16 protein-coding genes are annotated in these 16,517 nt (G+C 71.0%); 5 read left to right on the forward strand and 11 right to left on the reverse strand.

The genetic code is table 11. The features are described from left to right. The first annotated feature begins 84 nt into the window (after positions 1-84). Positions 85-1,287 (forward strand): benzoate/H(+) symporter BenE family transporter, encoded by a 1,203-nt coding sequence (locus tag HNR07_RS17215; protein ID WP_184365862.1) that lies wholly within the window; start codon positions 85-87, stop codon positions 1,285-1,287. Positions 1,288-1,483: 196 nt separating this feature from the next. Next, positions 1,484-2,455: a GNAT family N-acetyltransferase gene (locus HNR07_RS17220; protein ID WP_184365863.1), complete on the forward strand. Its 972-nt coding sequence runs from the start codon at positions 1,484-1,486 to the stop codon at positions 2,453-2,455. A gap of 95 nt (positions 2,456-2,550) precedes the next feature. On the opposite strand, the gene HNR07_RS17225 is transcribed toward HNR07_RS17220, so the two are convergent. The 5 genes from HNR07_RS17225 to HNR07_RS17245 all read right to left on the reverse strand — a co-directional run bounded on the left by HNR07_RS17225 (position 2,551) and on the right by HNR07_RS17245 (position 7,321). After that, positions 2,551-3,222, reverse strand: coding sequence for a TetR/AcrR family transcriptional regulator (locus tag HNR07_RS17225; RefSeq protein ID WP_184365864.1), 672 nt, complete (start codon positions 3,220-3,222; stop codon positions 2,551-2,553). Positions 3,223-3,229: 7 nt separating this feature from the next. Further along, positions 3,230-3,826 (reverse strand): hypothetical protein, encoded by a 597-nt coding sequence (locus HNR07_RS17230; RefSeq protein WP_184365865.1) that lies wholly within the window; start codon positions 3,824-3,826, stop codon positions 3,230-3,232. A gap of 191 nt (positions 3,827-4,017) precedes the next feature. Beyond that, positions 4,018-4,788 carry a nucleotidyltransferase domain-containing protein gene (locus HNR07_RS17235; RefSeq protein WP_184365866.1) on the reverse strand — a complete coding sequence of 257 codons (771 nt, stop codon included), beginning with the start codon at positions 4,786-4,788 and terminating at the stop codon, positions 4,018-4,020. Between the two features lie 183 nt (positions 4,789-4,971). Next, positions 4,972-6,615, reverse strand: a complete 1,644-nt coding sequence (locus tag HNR07_RS17240) for a BCCT family transporter (protein WP_184365867.1) — start codon at positions 6,613-6,615, stop codon at positions 4,972-4,974. 175 nt (positions 6,616-6,790) lie between these two features. Continuing rightward, positions 6,791-7,321 (reverse strand): GNAT family N-acetyltransferase, encoded by a 531-nt coding sequence (locus tag HNR07_RS17245; RefSeq protein ID WP_184365868.1) that lies wholly within the window; start codon positions 7,319-7,321, stop codon positions 6,791-6,793. 127 nt (positions 7,322-7,448) lie between these two features. Between HNR07_RS17245 and HNR07_RS17250 the strand changes: the two genes are divergently transcribed. After that, positions 7,449-8,048 (forward strand): HAD family hydrolase, encoded by a 600-nt coding sequence (locus tag HNR07_RS17250; RefSeq protein WP_184365869.1) that lies wholly within the window; start codon positions 7,449-7,451, stop codon positions 8,046-8,048. 94 nt (positions 8,049-8,142) lie between these two features. Here the strand turns inward: HNR07_RS17250 and HNR07_RS17255 are convergent, their stop codons facing one another. After that, positions 8,143-9,030 carry an alpha/beta fold hydrolase gene (locus HNR07_RS17255; protein WP_184365870.1) on the reverse strand — a complete coding sequence of 296 codons (888 nt, stop codon included), beginning with the start codon at positions 9,028-9,030 and terminating at the stop codon, positions 8,143-8,145. A 373-nt stretch (positions 9,031-9,403) separates the two neighbouring features. Further along, positions 9,404-10,399, reverse strand: coding sequence for an AraC family transcriptional regulator (locus HNR07_RS35615; RefSeq protein ID WP_184365871.1), 996 nt, complete (start codon positions 10,397-10,399; stop codon positions 9,404-9,406). A 231-nt stretch (positions 10,400-10,630) separates the two neighbouring features. Here HNR07_RS35615 and HNR07_RS17265 point away from each other — a divergent pair, with 231 nt between their 5' ends. Next, positions 10,631-11,320 carry a hypothetical protein gene (locus tag HNR07_RS17265; RefSeq protein ID WP_184365872.1) on the forward strand — a complete coding sequence of 230 codons (690 nt, stop codon included), beginning with the start codon at positions 10,631-10,633 and terminating at the stop codon, positions 11,318-11,320. A gap of 74 nt (positions 11,321-11,394) precedes the next feature. Here HNR07_RS17265 and HNR07_RS17270 read toward each other — a convergent pair whose 3' ends face one another. Next, entirely contained in the window at positions 11,395-12,213 is an 819-nt protein-coding gene (locus HNR07_RS17270; RefSeq protein ID WP_281386828.1) for an aldo/keto reductase, read from the reverse strand. Between the two features lie 198 nt (positions 12,214-12,411). After that, on the reverse strand, positions 12,412-13,419 hold the full coding sequence (locus tag HNR07_RS17275) for an NADP-dependent oxidoreductase (protein ID WP_184365873.1): 1,008 nt from the start codon (positions 13,417-13,419) through the stop codon (positions 12,412-12,414). 171 nt (positions 13,420-13,590) lie between these two features. Here HNR07_RS17275 and HNR07_RS17280 point away from each other — a divergent pair, with 171 nt between their 5' ends. Continuing rightward, entirely contained in the window at positions 13,591-14,493 is a 903-nt protein-coding gene (locus HNR07_RS17280) for a LysR family transcriptional regulator (RefSeq protein WP_184372185.1), read from the forward strand. Between the two features lie 93 nt (positions 14,494-14,586). Here the strand turns inward: HNR07_RS17280 and HNR07_RS17285 are convergent, their stop codons facing one another. Then, complete coding sequence (locus tag HNR07_RS17285; protein ID WP_221318855.1) at positions 14,587-15,612, reverse strand: arylamine N-acetyltransferase family protein; 1,026 nt, start codon at positions 15,610-15,612, stop codon at positions 14,587-14,589. A 60-nt stretch (positions 15,613-15,672) separates the two neighbouring features. Next, positions 15,673-16,347 (reverse strand): NAD(P)H:quinone oxidoreductase, encoded by a 675-nt coding sequence (wrbA, locus tag HNR07_RS17290; protein WP_184365874.1) that lies wholly within the window; start codon positions 16,345-16,347, stop codon positions 15,673-15,675. Positions 16,348-16,517: the final 170 nt, after the last annotated feature.

The raw sequence follows: 16,517 nt of genomic DNA on the forward strand, positions 1-16,517 counted from the left end.
ACACCCGCTACGCGGCCCGGGCAGTGCCGGCAGACCCGGCCCCGGTGATCGGGGCCCAGTGATGGGACGACAGGATGGTTCGCCATGAGAACCCTCGTCCGGAGCGTCCAGCACGCTGCCCCCCTCTCCGCCGTGACCGCGGGCCTCATCGCGGTCCTGGTCGGGGTGACCAGCTCGGCGGCGATCGTGTTCACCGCCGCCGAGGCCGCCGGGGCCTCGCCCGGGCAGATCGCCTCGTGGATGCTCGCACTGGGCGTGGGCATGGCCGTGACCTGTGTGGGCCTGTCCCTGCGTTACAGGGCCCCCGTGGTGACCGCCTGGTCGACTCCGGGTGCGGCCCTGCTGGCGGTCGGCCTGGACGGGGTGGGCATGGCCCAGGCCGTGGGTGCCTTCCTGTTCTCGGCCGTCCTGATCACGCTGAGCGGGGTGACCGGCTGGTTCGAGCGGGTGATGGACCGGATCCCGGTGCCGTTGGCCGCCGGGCTGCTGGCGGGCGTTTTGCTGCAGTTCGGGATCGGGCTGTTCACCAGCATGGAGGGCGACTTCGCGGTGGTGTTCGCGATGTTCGCGGCCTACCTGCTGTGCCGCAGGTGGCTGCCCCGGTACGCGGTCCTGCTGTCCCTGCTCACCGGCGGCGCGGTGGCCGCCGCCCAGGGGTCGCTGCGGTTGGGGTCGGTGGAACTGGCGCTGGCCTCCCCGGAGTTCGTCGCGCCCGAGTTCTCCTGGCAGGTGCTGGTCAGCGTCGGCCTGCCGCTGTTCGTGGTGACCATGGCCTCGCAGAACCTGCCCGGGGTGGCGGTGCTGCGCGGCGACGGCTACCGGGTGCCGATCTCTCCGGTGATCGGGTGGACCGGGGCGGCCAACCTGGTCCTGGCGCCGTTCGGGTGCTACGGGATGAACCTGGCCGCGATCACCGCGGCGATCTGTACGGGCCCGCAGGCCCACCCGGACCGGGAGCGCCGGTATCTGGCCGGGGTGTGGGCCGGGGTCTTCTACCTGTGTGTCGGGGTGTTCGGTGCGACCGTGGCCTCCCTGCTGGCCACCCTGCCCTCGACCCTGGTGCTGGCCATCGCCGGGTTGGGGCTGCTGGGCACGATCGGTGGTTCGCTGGCCGCCGCGGTCTCGGACGAGGGCTCCCGGGAGGCCGCCGTGGTGACCTTCCTGGCGACGGCCTCGGGCTTCACGCTGTTCGGGGTGGGCTCGGCCTTCTGGGGACTGCTCGCCGGGGTGCTCACCCTGCTGGTGACCCGTTCGTTCCGTACGGGTTCGGAGAACTCCCGGGGGTGAGGGAGCGCCGCGGAAAAGGGCTTGCGGGGCCGCAGCGCCCGCCGCTATAAATACCGGGGCCGTCACCGCCCCCGGTACGGCGACGACGAGAGAGGAGGCACATCCGATGTTCCCCGTGATCACCGCGCCCGTGTCCTCCCGGGTCCGCGACCACCGCTGCCCCCGGTTGGCGGGCGCACACACCGAAAGTGCTGCCTTGACCGTTCTTCCGAACAACCTGGTCTTTCGCTCCATCACCGGCCCCGAGGAGCTGGAGCTCTTCAACCGGCTGCCCTATGTGCAGAACGACGAGCTGGCCGACGACCTCGCCCGGGGGCGCCGCCGCCCCTCCTGGATGTGGATGGCCCTGGACGGCGATCGCCTCCTGGCCCGACTGTCCTGGTGGTGCCGTCCCCAGGACGACGCACCCTTCCTGCTGGACCTGATCGACGTGGACGACAGCGCCCACGACGTCGACCGTTGCGCCGTGGCCGAACAGCTGCTGCGCACCGCCAACGCGGCCTTGTTCCCCGACGGTGTCCCCGTCGCCCAGGGCACTCCCCCGCCCGAGTTCCTGCGCTTCGTACCCGCCGACTGGCGTGCGGACGAGAGCACCCGCCGCATGGTGGAGGACCGTGTGCGCGCGGTCGAGCGCTCGGGAGCCGTCCCGCTTGTCGAGCGCCTGCGCTACGAGTGGTTCGCCGGGTACCCGGTCCCCCGGCCCAGTGACCGCCTGCGGTTCCGCGGGATCGAGAGCACCGAGGACATCCTCGGTCTCATGGCCCGGGCCCTGGACGGCACCCTGGACGCCCACGACCGGCTCGACCTCCAGGAGAGGTCCGCCGAGGAGGTCGCCGCGGCCAACTTCGCCGACGAGTTCGCCAACTACGACACCCCCCGGACCTGGTGGCGGGTGGCGACGCTCCCGGACGGCGAACCGGTGGGCTTCGTGATCCCGGCGCGTAACGCCTACCACCCGATCATCGCCTACATCGCGGTGCTTCCCGAGCACCGCGGCCACGGCTACATCGACGACCTGCTCGCCGAGGGCACCCGTGTCCTGGCCGAGGAGGGCGTGCCGAACATCCGGGCCGCCACGGACGTCGGGAACGTCCCCATGGCCAAGGCGTTCGAGCGGGCCGGTTACGACACCATCAGCGCTGTGGTGAACCTGACCTGGGAGAAGTAGGTGCGGCGGCGCTCCCGGCCGTCAGCTCCTTGATCCGCTGCGCCCCGGCCGGGAACGCGTGACCCCAGGGGAGGGGTGCCCGGGCGCCCCTCCCCTCAGCTGTGCCCGCCGGAGCCGGCCCGACCACCGGGTTCATCGGAGGCGACGACCGCCAGTGCCTCCACGAGGTCGGCGGCGAAGCGGTCCAGCGGTGGCAGGTCCCCGGTGCCCTGGGAGAAGGCCTCGAAGAAGCCGCGCTGGAAACAGGCACCGACCAGTAGCGCCGCCGCCGCGTCCGGGTCGGTGCGAGAGTCGACCCGGCCCAGGTCCCGCTCGGCCGCCAGGTAGGCGGCGACCGCCCGGTTGACGTTGAGCGGCCCGGCCCCGTGGGCGCTCAGCCCCTCGCGATGGCGGCGGAGCAGGTCCGGTTCGGCGAAGAGGGAGCCGAGCATGGGCGATCCGTGCCGGAAGAAGGGGACGGCACCGAGCACGATGCCGACCAGGGTGTCGCGCACTCCGTCGCGGCCCACGCGTTCGGGCAGTGCGGCGAGGTCGGCGGCGAACGTCGGGAAGCGGTGCCGCAGGACCTCCAGGAACAGCTCCGACTTGTCGGCGAAGTGCTTGTACAGGGTCGCCTCGGAGTAGCCGGAGGCGCGGGCGATCTCCTTGGTGGTGGCGTTGGCCAGGCCCAGGCGCTCCATGACCTCGGCGGCGGTGTCCAGGAGGTGCTGGCGGGTCCGGGCCGCCGTCGACCGGGGGCGGCGTTTCCTGGTCTGGCCGTCGTCCATGGGGCTCCTATGCGGTGGCTGCGTGCTGTGCGGGGGCCGGGCCGGGGCCGACGGCGAGCAGGCGGCGCAGTCGGACCAGCTCACCGGCGACGTAGGGACCGGCGAGGAACACACCTATCACGGCGGAGAAGGCGACCCAGGCGAGAAGTGCCGCACCGGAGTCGTGGACGGCCGTGGTGCGCTCGAACACCCAGTACAGGGAGGCGGCGTAGGCGGTCAGGCCCGCGGCCAGGGCTCCGATCCTGGCGGCGCCCAGGACGGCGGCCGCGTAGAGGGCGGTCATCGGCGCGAGGAAGAGGCCGAGTTCGTGGCCCAGCAGCATGAAGGCTGCGTAGGCGGCGGTGGCGGCGCCCAGGGCGGTGAGCGGCCGGGTACGGCACCAGTACAGGGCTGAGCAGCCGACGACCACCAGCGCGAGGGTGAGGGCGTCCGCTGGCCTGGTGGCGCCCCAGCCGGAAACCGGGGCGAAAGGGTCACCGTCGAGGGTGGCGAGGGTGGCCGCGAGTTCGAGGGCCAGGACGAGGGTGGCGACGACGGCGACGGTCGTTCTGGGGCGACGGCCGAAGGGGGGCGAGGGCGCGCTGTTGGTCGCGGTGGGGTTCACGAGGGCTCTCCTAAAAGTGAGTGGGCACTCACTAACTCTAGATTCAACCCCTCTGTCAGGACAAGCCCCGGAACCCGCCGAGGAGCCGGGTTCCGGCCAGCAGGGTGCGAACGCCCCCGAGGAGACGGACAAGGCTCCTGGCAAGCTCTTCCTGCTCCGGCTTGCCGGTCGGCGCCGCTGACCTGGCTGGTTCAGCGGGCTCCCGCGATGATCCGCCCCGTCTCGGCGACCGCCGCGAGAAGGTCCCGCGGATCAGCGGTCATCCCGGCGACCACGAAGTCCACCTCCTCCATCCCGGCTCGGGCCAGCAGGGTCTTGTCGTTGGTCACCCACTCGCCGCGTGCGGCCAGGAGGGCGTGCGCCGCCTGGGACGCGGCCTGGGCGACCAGCCCCGCGCACTGGGCCACCCGGCCGTACGGGGCGTGGTTGCGCTCGGCGTAGGCGAGGTTGGCGGAGGCGAACCCGCGCCAACGGGGAGGGGCGCTGCGGCGCAACCGGCCCGGGTACCCGGGCCGGGGCAGGTCACCGACCAGCACCCGGCCCAGGGCGAGCTCGGCCACCACCAGGTAGGTGGGGACGCCCGCCAGGTGGAACATGAGCGGCTCGACCCGGAAGCGGCCCTGTTCGGCCTCGGCCAGTTCGTGTTCCACCGAGTCGAGGTCGCGGTAGTGGACGTCCACCGGGCGACCGTCGATCCGCAGCCAGGCCCCGCCGTTGAACACGCCCTCGCTCCAGCCGCCGAACTCCGAGACCTCACCCTCCCAACCGACGTCCCGGAGGGCCCGCGGGGTGAACTCGCCCTTGGATCCCCGGTAGTAGACGGCGAGATCCCAGTCGCTGTCCGGCCGGTGCGTACCCTGTGCGCGCGAACCGCCGAGACTGACCGCCTCGACCCCGGGCAGGGCGGCGAGACGGTCAGTGGTGGCCGCGAGGAAGCGTTCGTCGGAGTCGGAGAAGGTCATGCCCCCATGATGAACTCCGACGAGGGTGTTCCGTTACCTCCGAGCGCGCGTCCCCCTTGGTCTTGCCGCCAGAGGCGAAACCAGCGCCGCCCCGGGCAGCAGGAAGCGTCATCCCCGGAGAAGGGGCCGAACCCGCCCCGTCACCCGGCGCGGCGGCGGCACGGGTGGCGGGGCGCTGTCAGGTCAGCCCTCGTCCTCCTCCCTGCCCCGCGCGCTCCCGCCACTGCTGTCACGCTGTTCACCGCGCATCCTGCGGGCCCTGGCCTCCAAGGGCACGTTGCGCTGCCGCTGGAGGCCGGAGCCCTCTGCCGTCTCGGCGGAGAGGGACTTCACCAGGGAGGCCATCATGAAGAACCCGATGATGAAGAACGGCAGCCCGAACACGATGATCGTCTGTTGGAGGGCGTCCAGTCCGCCCACCCCCGACGCGGTCAGGACGGTTGCGGCGACCACACCCTCGGTGATGCCCCAGAACACCCGCTGACGGGTGGGTGACTGCTGGGTGCCCGAGCAGAGCATGTCCACCACCAGGGACGCCGAGTCCGAGGAGGTGGTGAAGAAGATGACGACGATGACGATGGACACCGCCGAGAGGAAGGTGGCCAGAGGATAGTTCGCCAGGAAGGCGAACAGCGCACCGGGGATGTCCTCCTGGACCACGACCTCCTCGACCAGCCCGCCGTTTCCGTTCAGCTCCATGTCGAAGGAGGAGAGGCCGAAGACGCTGAACCAGACGATGCTGAACGCGGTGGGCAGCCCCAGGACCCCGATCACGAACTCGCGGATCGTCCGTCCCTTGGAGATGCGCGCGATGAAGATGCCCACGAAGGGCGACCAGGTGATGGTCCAGGCCCAGTAGAAGACCGTCCACGACCCCTGCCAGCCCGTGTCTCCGAACGCGTCGTTCCAGAACGAGAGCGGGACCAGCCATTCGAGGTACACGCCGGTGGTCTCGATGATGCCCTTGGCCAGGAACAGGGACGAACCGGCGAAGAAGACGAAGAGGAGCAGTCCGACCGCCATCACGATGTTGATGGAGGAGAGCCACTTGATGCCCACGTCCAGGCCGGTGATCACCGAGACCACTGCGATCAGGGTGATGACGGAGATGAGGATGATCTGGGTGAGGCGGGTCTCCTCGATGCCGAACAGCGTGTTGAGGCCGCTGTTGATCTGCATCGTGCCCAGGCCGATGGTGACGGCCACGCCGAACAGGGTGCCCAGGACCGCGAGGATGTCGATGGACCGCCCGATCGGGCCGTGGATGCGCTCACCGAGGAAGGGGTAGAAAATGGAGCTGACCCGAAAGGGGAGGCCCCTGCGGTAGACGAAGTAGGCGAAGGCCAACGCCGGGAGGCAGAAGATCGTCCAGGTGTGGAGGCCGAAATGGTAGAGCGTGAATCCCATCGCCTGCTCGGCCGCCTGGACCGACTCTGGTTCGACGTTCTGCTGGGGCGGGTTGGCGAAGTGGCTGACCGGTTCCGCCACTCCCCAGAACATGAGGATGCTTCCGATGCCGGCCGCGAACAGCATGCAGAACCAGGTGAGATTGCTGTACTCGGGTTTGCTGTCCGCAGGCCCGAGCCGGATCTTGCCGAAGCGGCTGGCCGCGATCCAGATCAGGAAGATCAGGAAGGACGTCACGCCGAGGATGTAGAGCCACCCCAGGTGGGACAGGATCCAATTGGACACAGCCCCGAAGACCGTGTCAACGGTATCGGTGAAGGCGATGGCGGACACCACGAAGGCCACGGTGAGCATGGCTGATATGAAGAAGATCGCCGGGTTCGTTTCCAGGCCCAGCTTGCGTGCCAGCTTTTCGAGCATGCCGACTGCTTTCTGGTTTTTTGGGGCTTTTCGACATGACGGGAACCACCCTTTCCCGCGCGTCGACTTCGGGCAAGGATACGCACCGGAGAGCGAATTCCTCCGGTAACACTTGCCTCTTCGCCGATAACGAAGCCGTTCGTACCAGGACTCACCCCGAGCACGCTGGCAGAGCTCACCGGACGAACACCGCGCCGGGCCGTCCGTTCGGTGCGTCGGGCCCGACCCCGACCCGGCGCCACCCCTGCCGTAGGTAGAGGCGCAGCGCGGGAGTGTCGGCGTCGGTGGTCTGGAGCCACAGGCGTCCCGGAGCCTCTTCGACGATGCGGCTCAACAGCGCCGCCCCCAGCCCCCGCCCCCAGGCCCTCGGGTGGACCGCGAGCAGCGGGACGGCGTGGGAGCCGTCCAGTTCCCGGTGGCCCTCCCCCAGCCGTTGACGGAGCTGTTGTGCCCAGGGATCGTCCTCGGACCAGGCCCACGGGTACCCGTACACGAACCCGATGAGTTCCGTTCCCTCATGGGCGGCGAGCACGATCGTGTCGGGGCGGCTCACGTTCACGGCGTACAGCCTGGCGAAGAGGGCCGCCGTGGAGGGCGGCTCGTTGAGAGGCGGCGGCGCGGAGGCGGCGGCGTAGAGCGACTCGACCTCAGCCGGGGTGGGCGCGGTTTCGGGTGCGCGACGGCTGATGCCGTGGGGATTGGCCATGCCGTCCTCCCTACCCACGTGTTCTCGGGATCACCAGGAAGCAGAGGTTCGCGGGCGCCCCGCGGGGGAAGGAGCCCTTCCGTACCCGAACCCGGTACCCCTGATCGGCCGACCCCGGGAGAGACTCTTGGACGCTGTGCTGTTCGACATGTTCGGTGTGGTCGCGATGGACCAGTCACCGGTGGTCCGGGCCACGATGGTGGAGTACTCCGGCCACGGCCACGACGCCTTCTGGACCGCCTACTGGGCACCGCGCCAGGACTACGACCGGGGCGACCTCGACGGCCCCGCCTACTGGAAGGCGGTAGGCGAGCACCTGGGTGAACCCCTCACTTCGGGGCAGGTCGAGAAGCTCATCGCCCTGGACCTGGACAGCTGGTCCCGGGTGAACGAGGAGTCGGTGGCGCTGGTCTCCGAGCTGTCCGGGGCGGGGGTGCGGCTCGGGCTGCTCTCGAACATCCCCGCAGAGCTCGCGAAGCGCTTCGAGGAGCTCCACCCGCACGTGCTGGACCTGTTTCCGACACTGGGGCTGTCCTGCCGGATCGGGCACGCCAAACCCGAGCCCGGGGCCTACCGGTGGTGCCTGGAACGCATGGGCGTCCCGGCCGGGGACGTGCTGTTCGTGGACGACAACCGGGCCAACGTCGAGGCGGCCCGAGCGCTCGGGTTCCACGGGCACGTGTTCACGTCGGTTCCGGAGCTGCGACGGCTACTGGGCCGCGGCTGAGCGCCACCGCCGACAGAGCCCCCTGGGAACCGGGTCCCGGACCGGTGCCGGCCGTGAGGCCGCCACCGGCGCTCGTCTGTGGGACGGGTACCGCTCAGGTGTCGAGCTCGCGGAGGAGCTCGGCGACGCTCTCGGGCTGCTCGTACAGGGACAGGTGTCCCGCCCCCTCGATGATGCGCACGTCGGAGTCGAGGAACCGGCGGGCCGGTCCGTGCAGACGCGCGGGCGAGAAGAAGGGGTCGTGCGAACCGGTGGCCACGCGGACCGGGGTACCGGCCCAGGCCAGAAAGGACTCCGCGTGGAGCGGGGTCGGGGTCGAGTGGGTACGGCAGTGGCGCGACACCATGGTCAGCCACTCCGCCTCCGAGCGGTGCTCCTCACAACCGGTGTCCGTGGACGGGCCGCTGAGGAATTCGAGGAGTCGGGTACTGGTCTGCTCGTTGGGGTGGATCATCCACGGCAGGGTCGCGCGCATCGACTCCGAGCTGACGCCCGCCGCGGTCAACCCGGCCGGGTTGAGCAGCAGCATCCCTGCCACCAGCGGATTCGGTGTCGAGGACAGCGCGATCGCGGCACCCCGGGAGTGGCCCAGCACGATGACGGGGCCGTCGGTGATGCGGGGCAGTAGTTCGTCGAGCCACGCACCGTAGGCCTCGATCCGGGAACCCGCGGTCCGCTGGCCGCAGCTCAGACCCGGCTGCCCCGGAAGGTCGACCAGCAGTACCGGCCGGTCCGCGGCGAGCGCGCGGGCGGCGGGGACCGTGGTGGCGGCGTTGAAGTTGGTACCCGACAGGACCAGGACCGGGGTTCCGGTCCCACCCGCGGCCCGGAAGGCCTGTGTGGGGCCCAGGCGGGTCTCAACGGGAGGAAGGGGGCCGAGTTCGGGCCACTGGCTCAGGGCTCTGTGACACCAGGCGTGCACGGACCGCTCCGCGGTTTCGGAGCGGTAGACACGCGCGGTGCGACGGGGGACGACGGTCATGGATCTGGTTTCGCGTAGAGAGACGTGTGGTGTCAGCCGCGTGAACTTCCCCGGCACACCAGAGAGGACTGTACGCCTCTGTTCGGCCCCTCGCCACCCCGGACCGGAAGTCTGCGGTGTGGTGTCGCCGCTCAGCCGCGTACAAGGGGTTCCTACCCTCGGCGCGGTGTCCGCTGTGCAGCCTGTTCACCCTGGGGCGGGAGGTGATGGTCCCGACCGGAAACGGCCATTCCCCTGCCAGACGTTTACCTTCGGCACGGGGCGGCCGGGCCGGGGTTTCGCGCCTGCGCCGACGGCCTCGGTGACGGAACGAACCGTCGAGGGGTGGGAGCGGGTGATTTCCCGCACGTGCGGGTCCGCGTACCGGGATCCGTCAGCCCTGGAGGCCGAAGCCCACGTCCTCGCGGTACTGCCGCGGTGAGGCTCCGAACTCCCGCCGGAAGGCCCTGCTGAAGACCTCGGGGTGGGAGAAGCCCGAGGCCGAGGCGATGCGGTGGATCGGGGTCGTGCGCGAGGCGGGGTCCTCGAGTTGCCTGCGGGCCCGTTCCAGACGCTGCCCGCGGATCCACTGGGTGACCGTCAGGCCCTCCTCCCGGAAGATCCGGTGCAGGTAACCCGTGGAGATGTGGTGGGCGGCCGAGATCACGTCCGGGGTCAGGTCCGGGTCGGCCAGGTGGTGCCGGATGAAGACCTGCACCCTCGCCAGGAGGACGCTCCGTCGTCCGCCGGACCCCGCGTGGGGGTCGGCCTCCAGGGCCTGGGTGAACAGGGCGGACACCAGGTCGGCGAGGACGACGCTCAACCGTGTTCCGTCCGAGGGCCGGTAGGGGGCCGGGTCGTTGAGGAGTGTGCCGATCAGTCCGTCCAGCAGCGCGCCGGTTCCCCGCCGTCCCGAGAGCTTGCGCACCGCGAACTCGTCCATCTGCCCCGGGGGCAGGTCGAGCAGGCGTTTGGGCACCTCCACCCCCAGGAACGAGACCGGCTCCCCCGTGTGTTCCCCGGCTCCGCGTGCCCTGAGTTCGAAGGGAAGGGACGAGTCGATCGAGTAGAGGTCGTCCGGGCCGCAGGACTCCGACCACGAGCCCTGGACGGCCTCCAACCCGCCGCGCCGGACCAGGCAGAGGTTGTAACTCCGCGGGTCCGACTCCTCGACGAGCCGGTTCGACCGCGTCAGGACCGCCGGACTGAAATCCATGGCCCAGACGCGGACCGGCCCGAGGTGGAGGTCGCGCTGGTACAGCAGGAAGTCGGCGGCGTGCTCACTGGACACCTCCATCGGTGCGGGTGCCGAGGACATCAGCTTCCGGCACATGTCGAAGCGGTGTTCCGCGGGCTCGCTCCCGCTGCTGAACTCGGTGGTGACCAACATGTACGACCCCGTATCCGACCGGACCCGCCTGAGTGTAGTCAATCCGCCGGGCTCCGCCGGTGCCCCCGCCCGCCCCGGGTGCACTCCTGGTCAAGGAAGCGGTCACTCCGGATCATGGCTCCGGCCTCCCCGTTTTGCCAGTGTGGGGGTTCGTCCCGCCCCGGTTCCGGCGCCACCGCGCGAACCGTGTGCGGCGAGGACGTCCCTCCTCACTCCCGGACAGGACCTTCCATGATCAACTCCGCCCGTCGACACCGTGTAGCCCTCGGCCTGGCAGCCGCCGGCTCCGCCCTCGCCCTGGCCGCCTGCGGGGCCGACGCCCCCGAGCCCTCCCGGACCGACACAGCCGCCGTCGACGACGCCGGTGACCCCTGGGAAGAGGAGGAGGCCCCCGAGGTCGACGCCTCCGCCTTCAACCAGGGCCCCGTCCCCGACCAGGCCCCCGAACTCGACTCGGACGCGGACCTTCCCGCCGAGCCCGGCTCCGACGCCCCGCTGGGCGACCGGATCGCCTGGGAGGCGCTGGACCGGGTCTCCACCTTCGCCTCGATGGCCGACCCCGGCGCCACCTACACCTGTCCCGAGATCGAGGGCGAGGAGGGCGAGTCCGTCACCTGCGCGGTGACCTTCCTGGGAGAGGAGTTCGACTACACGATCGACATCCACTCCTCCGGCATCCTGATCAACTACGAGTGGGACCTGCCCGAGGGCCCGCTGGTCCGCGAGGTCGTCGAGGACAGCCTCCGGGTGAGCGCCGAGACCGAGTACGTGCTCTGCGACATGGACTCCGACGTCGAGCGCGGCGAGACCGGCGGCGAGGCGCCCTTCCTGTGCCAGAGCCTGGACGAGGAGACCGGGGAGACCACCGAGTGGGAACTCAGCATCTCCCGGTACGGGGCCTTCACCTTCTACCGGGCTTAGGGCGAGTTCCGCGGATCATCGCGGGCCCGCCGAGCGGGGGCTCGGCGGGCCCGGGCGCCGGTCCGGCTCCCCGACTAGTTGAGCGTGTCCGGGTTCGGGCCGATACGGCCGTCGCGGTCAAGCGAACCGATCCGGTCGATGTCCTCGGCGGTGAGCTCGAAGTCGAACACGTCGAAGTTCTCCCGGATCCGCGACGGGGTCACGGACTTGGGGATGACGACGTTGCCGAGCTGGAGGTGCCAGCGGAGCACGACCTGCGCGGCGGACTTTCCGTGCTTGGCGCCGAGCTCGGCCAGGACCGGGTCATCGAGCAGGCCCTTGCCCTGGCCGAGCGGGCTCCAGGCCTCGGTGAGCACGCCCTTGTCGGCGTTGGCCGCGCGCATTCCGGCCTGCGAGAAGTAGGGGTGCAGCTCGATCTGGTTGATCGCGGGAACGACCTCGGTCTCGCCTACGAGGCGCTCCAGGGTCCGCGCGGTGAAGTTGGACACGCCGATGGCCTTGGCCCGGCCCTCGGCGTGGATGCGCTCCAGCGCCTTCCAGGTGTCGACGTAGGCGTCGCGCTCCGGAGCCGGCCAGTGGATCAGGTACAGGTCGACGTACTCGGTGCCCAGCCGCTCCAGGCTGGCGTCGAAGGCCTTCAGGGCCTTGTCGTAGCCCTGGTCGTCGTTCCACAGCTTGGTGGTGAGGAAGATGTCCTCACGCGCCACACCGGAGTCGGCGATGGCGCGGCCGGTGCCCTTCTCGTTGTCGTAGAGCCGGGCGGTGTCGATGCTGCGGTAGCCGACCTCGATGGCGGTCGTGACGGCGCTGTAGGCCTCGTCGTCGGGGACCTGCCAGACACCGAAACCGAGCTGCGGCATGGTGAGGCCGTTGTTCAGCGTGACGTGCTGCAAGAGGGTTGCCTTTCAACGGTGGTGCAACGGGTCGCGGCTGTGGCTGTGCCGCGGTAGCTCCCCCAGGAGCGGAGTCCATGGCGGCGCGGCCCATGGCGCCGGGTTCCTTGGCGTGGTGACCAGAACCCGGGGGCTCCCATGATGCCGACCTGGAGTGCGCTCCAGGCAAACCGGGAGCCCCCGGCCTGAGGGCGCGGATCAGACGGGCAGACGCACCAGCATCTTGCCGGTGTTGGCACCGCGCATCATGCCGAGGAACGCGTCGACGGCGTTGTCGATGCCCTCGACCACGGTCTCCTCCGTGCGCAGCTTGCCCTCGGCCAGCCACTGGGCTGCGTTCTTGTAGTACTCGGGGGCGAGGTCACCGTGGTCGCCGACGAGGAAGCCCTGGAGTTTGATCCGCTTGCCCACCAGCAGACCGAGGTTGTCGGGACCCGGCACCGGCTCGGTGGCGTTGTAGACCGAGATCGCCCCGCACAGCGCGGCACGGCCGTGGACGCGCATACCTTGGATGGCCGCGCGCAGGTGGTCGCCGCCGACGTTGTCGAAGTAGACGTCGATGCCCTCGGGGGCGGCCTCCGCCAGCTGCCCCTCCAGGTCGCCCTCGCGGTAGTCGATGGCGGCGTCGTAGCCGAACTCCTCCAGCAGGCGGCGCTTCTTCTCGGGGCCGCCCGCGGAACCGATCACCTTCGAGGCGCCGAGCTGTTTGGCGATCTGGCCGGCGAGGCTGCCGACCGCGCCCGCGGCGCCGGAGACGAACACCACGTCGCCCTCCTTGAGCCCGGCCACGGCGGTCAGGCCCGCGTAGGCGGTGAGGCCGACCATGCCGAGGGCGCTCAGGTAGGCCTGTGCGGGGGCGGCGTCGGTATCCACGACCTTGGCCCGGGCCGCGTCCACGAGCGCGTACTGGCGCCAGCCCTGGAAGTGCAGGACGCTGGCGCCGACGGGGACGTCGGGGCTCTGGGAGGCGACGACGGTGCCGACCGCGCCGCCCTCCATGGCCTCGCCCAGTTCGAACGGCGGCACGTAGGACTTGACGTCGTTCATGCGGCCGCGCATGTAGGGGTCGACCGACATCCAGTCGTTGCGGACCAGGATCTGGCCCGGCGCGGGGTCGGCGACGGTGGTCTCGACCACGGAGAAGTCCTCCGGCCGGGGTTCGCCGTCGGGCCGGGCGACGAGGTGGACTTCCTTGGAAACGGGCATGGTTGGTGCACTCCCCTGAACGCGACTTCGTGGGACCGGGTACCGGTACGACCACGGGTCTTCGACACTAGACCCGGACGGCATACGAGGACCAATAGAATCGGCGAGGTGACCTATAGAATTTCCAATGGTTCCGTTTCGCTCGACGCCGAGCCCGGGCCGGACGGACCTCTGGACCTCCAGCTGCTGCGGACGTTCCTGGCCGTGCACCGCTCGGGTTCCTTCACCGCCGCGGCCCAGTTGCTGCGGCTGTCACAGCCGACTGTGACCACTCAGATAAGGGCTCTGGAACGGCGTCTGGGGTACGCGCTGTTCGAACGCCTCCCCCGCGGCGTGGCCCCCACCTCGGACGCCAACGACCTCGCCGCCCGGGTCGCGGGGCCGCTGGACGACCTGGAGACGGTGGCGTTCCAGGGCGGCCCCGGCAGGTCGTCGGCGCCGACCGCGCCGCTGCGGTTGGCGGGACCGGCCGAGCTGCTCAGCGAGCGCGCGCTGCCCGCGCTGGCCCCGCTCGTCGCCGAGGAGGGGCTGCGGCTGCGCGTGCACACCGGCCTGGCCGACGACCTGTTGGAGGGGTTGCGGGCGGGACGGCACGACCTGGTGCTGTCCTCGATCCGGCCCCGGGGACGGGCGGTGCTCGCCGAACCGCTGATGGACGAGGAGTTCGTGCTGGTCGCGGCGCCCGTCTGGGCGGAGAAGGTGGGCCTGCCCCGGGTCCGGCGCCAGGGCTGCGCGGCCCTGTGCGGGGTCCCGCTGGTCACCTACGCCGACGACCTGCCCATCGCCCGCCGCTACTGGCGGCACGTGTTCGGGGTCCGGCTGACCCACACCCCGGAACTCACCGTGCCCGACCTGCGCTCGGTCATGGCCGCGGTGGTCAACGGGGCGGGCGCGACCGTCCTGCCGCGCTACCTGTGCCAGCGGGCCCTGCTCGAAGGCGACCTGGTGGCGCTGCTGGAGCCGGAGGACCCGCCGTTCAACACGGTGTACCTGGTCCGGCGGCCCGGGGCGACCGACAACCCCCACCTGGACCTGGTCCGCTCCCACCTGACCAGGGCCGCCCGCACCTGGTGAGGAACGGCCGCACCGGGTCGGGGCGGCCCCGCCCCGCACGGGGCCCGGATACGGGCGTGCCGCCGGGTACGTTCGGCCCTCCAGGTCGCGGCCCTACAGGTCGGCCGGAGCGGTCTCCGCCGCCGCTCCGCTGGGGGCGCCCAGGCGCCGCACCAGCTCGTCCGCCTGCTCCTCGGTCAGGTGGATACCGAACTCCGAGCGCAGGGCGCCGGGGACGTCCTCGGCCCCGAGCTCGCGGGTGCTCTTCTCCCCGTTCGGCAGGTAGGTGTTCAGCGTCCTTCCGGAGAGCGCGTACCGCACCCGGTCGCCGTTGTGCGCGACGATGGGCTGTCGGGTGATCGGCGACGACCCGTGGGTGGCGGCGATGATGTTGGCGTCGGCGTAGTCGGACCGGTAGTGGACCTCCTCGGTGAACTGCACGACGTTGAACCACTCGCCGTCCTGCGGGCGCCGGTAGCGGAGCAGCCAGTGCCCCAGGTCGGTGCGCTCCATCCGGTACTCCCACGGCCCCGTGAAGACCTGCGCCCCTTCGGCCAGGGGGATCGGCCCGCGCGGTCCCACGTTGCCGATGCCCACGTCCACGTGCCAGTCCGTACCGTCGATCACCACGGACAGGATGGCGTGACCGCGCGCGGTCACGACCCGTTCGTCCGCCCCCATCAGCATCCGGGCGTTGCGGCCGGTGACGTGGAAGCCGAGGCGGTCGAGGACGGTGCCGAACAGGGTGTTCTGTTCGTGGCAGTAGCCGCCCCGGCGGCCGTACACCATCTTGTCCTGAAGGGACCCGATGTCCAGCGGAACCGGCAGGCCCAGGTAGGGGTTGAGCCCTTCGAAGGCGATGGCCTCCAAGTGGGCGGACTGGAGGGCGCGCAGCGTGTCGAAGGTGGGTTCGAGGGGGCCGTCGTAGCCGATCCGTTCGAGGTAGGCCGCGAGGTCCAGGGGTTCGGAGTCCCAGCGGGCGGACAGGTCGGGGCGTTCCCGCCCGTCGGCTGGGCCGACGGGGCCCACGGGAGCGGCGGCGTCGGCGGGGTCGGCGGGGTCGGCGGCGGTGACGGTCTCGGGGGTGTCTGCGGGGCCCGTGGGGCCGGTGCGTCCTCGCACGGTGTCCTGGTTGGTCATCAGTGGCTCCTCGGAGCAGATCGGTACGGGCTGGGGTGGGGCGCGGGGCGGGGCGGTGCCTCAGCCGACTGGAACGGGCTGGGGTCCGCCGCTGGTCGCTTGTCGGTCGGCGCGGGCGGCGGCCAGGGTCGCGGTGAAGGCGGCCAGCCGTGCCCCCTGGTATCGGGCGGCCGCGAGCACGGCCTTCACGTACTCGGGGTCCGCCGCGGCCCGTTCCTCCACCTGGCTGACGCCGTACGGGTTCCCGCCCGCCCGGTTGACCACCTCGTAGTCCACGTAACCGGTGGGCACGACGACGGCGCCCCAGTGGAAGAGGGTGTTGTACAGCGAGAGCAGGGTGGACTCCTGGCCGCCGTGCGCCTCGTAGCTCGCGGTGAACCCGGTGGCGGGCTTGTCCGCGAGCTCTCCGGCCTGCCAGGGGCCGCTGGTGGTGTCCAGGAACTGGCGCAGCTGAGCGGCGACGTTGCCGAACCTGGTGGGTGTGCCGAAGGCGTACCCGTCGGCCCACCGGAGGTCGTCGAGTGAGGGTTCGGGGATGTGCGCTGTGGCGTCCAGGTGAGCCCGCCAGTCGGGCTGGGCGTCGACCACCCGCGCGGGGGCGAGCTCGGCCGCCCGGCGCAACCGGACCTCGGCGCCCGCGTCGGCGGCGCCGTCCGCGACCGCCTCGGCGAGCCGGTGGACGTTGCCGGTGGACGAGTAGTAGACGACAGCGATACGGGCGCGCTGGGTGTTCATCGGGTCCTCCCTGTCGTTGCCGCACCCTCGGGTCCGGCATTGCCTGACTGGGTCCCACGGTGGGCGCGGGCGCTTACCGTCGGCTGACCATCCGCTGATCCCCGGCCCGCTCCGCGCCCGGCCGACCAGTCGTCCGCCCGCTCCGGTGCGCGCGTGGCCGGTGCGCACAG

The organism is Nocardiopsis metallicus, from assembly GCF_014201115.1.
In the GTDB taxonomy this organism is placed as follows: Bacteria; Actinomycetota; Actinomycetes; order Streptosporangiales; family Streptosporangiaceae; genus Nocardiopsis; species Nocardiopsis metallicus.

Excerpts from the sequence above, each read along its gene's own strand:
- HNR07_RS17215 (WP_184365862.1), top strand. The coding sequence starts at position 85 with ATGAGAACCCTCGTCCGGAGCGTCCAGCACGCTGCCCCCCTCTCCGCC.
- HNR07_RS17225 (WP_184365864.1), bottom strand. The coding sequence starts at position 3,222 with ATGGACGACGGCCAGACCAGGAAACGCCGCCCCCGGTCGACGGCGGCC.
- HNR07_RS17235 (WP_184365866.1), bottom strand. The coding sequence starts at position 4,788 with ATGACCTTCTCCGACTCCGACGAACGCTTCCTCGCGGCCACCACTGAC.
- HNR07_RS17240 (WP_184365867.1), bottom strand. The coding sequence starts at position 6,615 with ATGCTCGAAAAGCTGGCACGCAAGCTGGGCCTGGAAACGAACCCGGCG.
- HNR07_RS17245 (WP_184365868.1), bottom strand. The coding sequence starts at position 7,321 with ATGGCCAATCCCCACGGCATCAGCCGTCGCGCACCCGAAACCGCGCCC.
- HNR07_RS17255 (WP_184365870.1), bottom strand. The coding sequence starts at position 9,030 with ATGACCGTCGTCCCCCGTCGCACCGCGCGTGTCTACCGCTCCGAAACC.
- HNR07_RS35615 (WP_184365871.1), bottom strand. The coding sequence starts at position 10,399 with ATGTTGGTCACCACCGAGTTCAGCAGCGGGAGCGAGCCCGCGGAACAC.
- HNR07_RS17265 (WP_184365872.1), top strand. The coding sequence starts at position 10,631 with ATGATCAACTCCGCCCGTCGACACCGTGTAGCCCTCGGCCTGGCAGCC.
- HNR07_RS17275 (WP_184365873.1), bottom strand. The coding sequence starts at position 13,419 with ATGCCCGTTTCCAAGGAAGTCCACCTCGTCGCCCGGCCCGACGGCGAA.
- HNR07_RS17285 (WP_221318855.1), bottom strand. The coding sequence starts at position 15,612 with ATGACCAACCAGGACACCGTGCGAGGACGCACCGGCCCCACGGGCCCC.
- wrbA (WP_184365874.1), bottom strand. The coding sequence starts at position 16,347 with ATGAACACCCAGCGCGCCCGTATCGCTGTCGTCTACTACTCGTCCACC.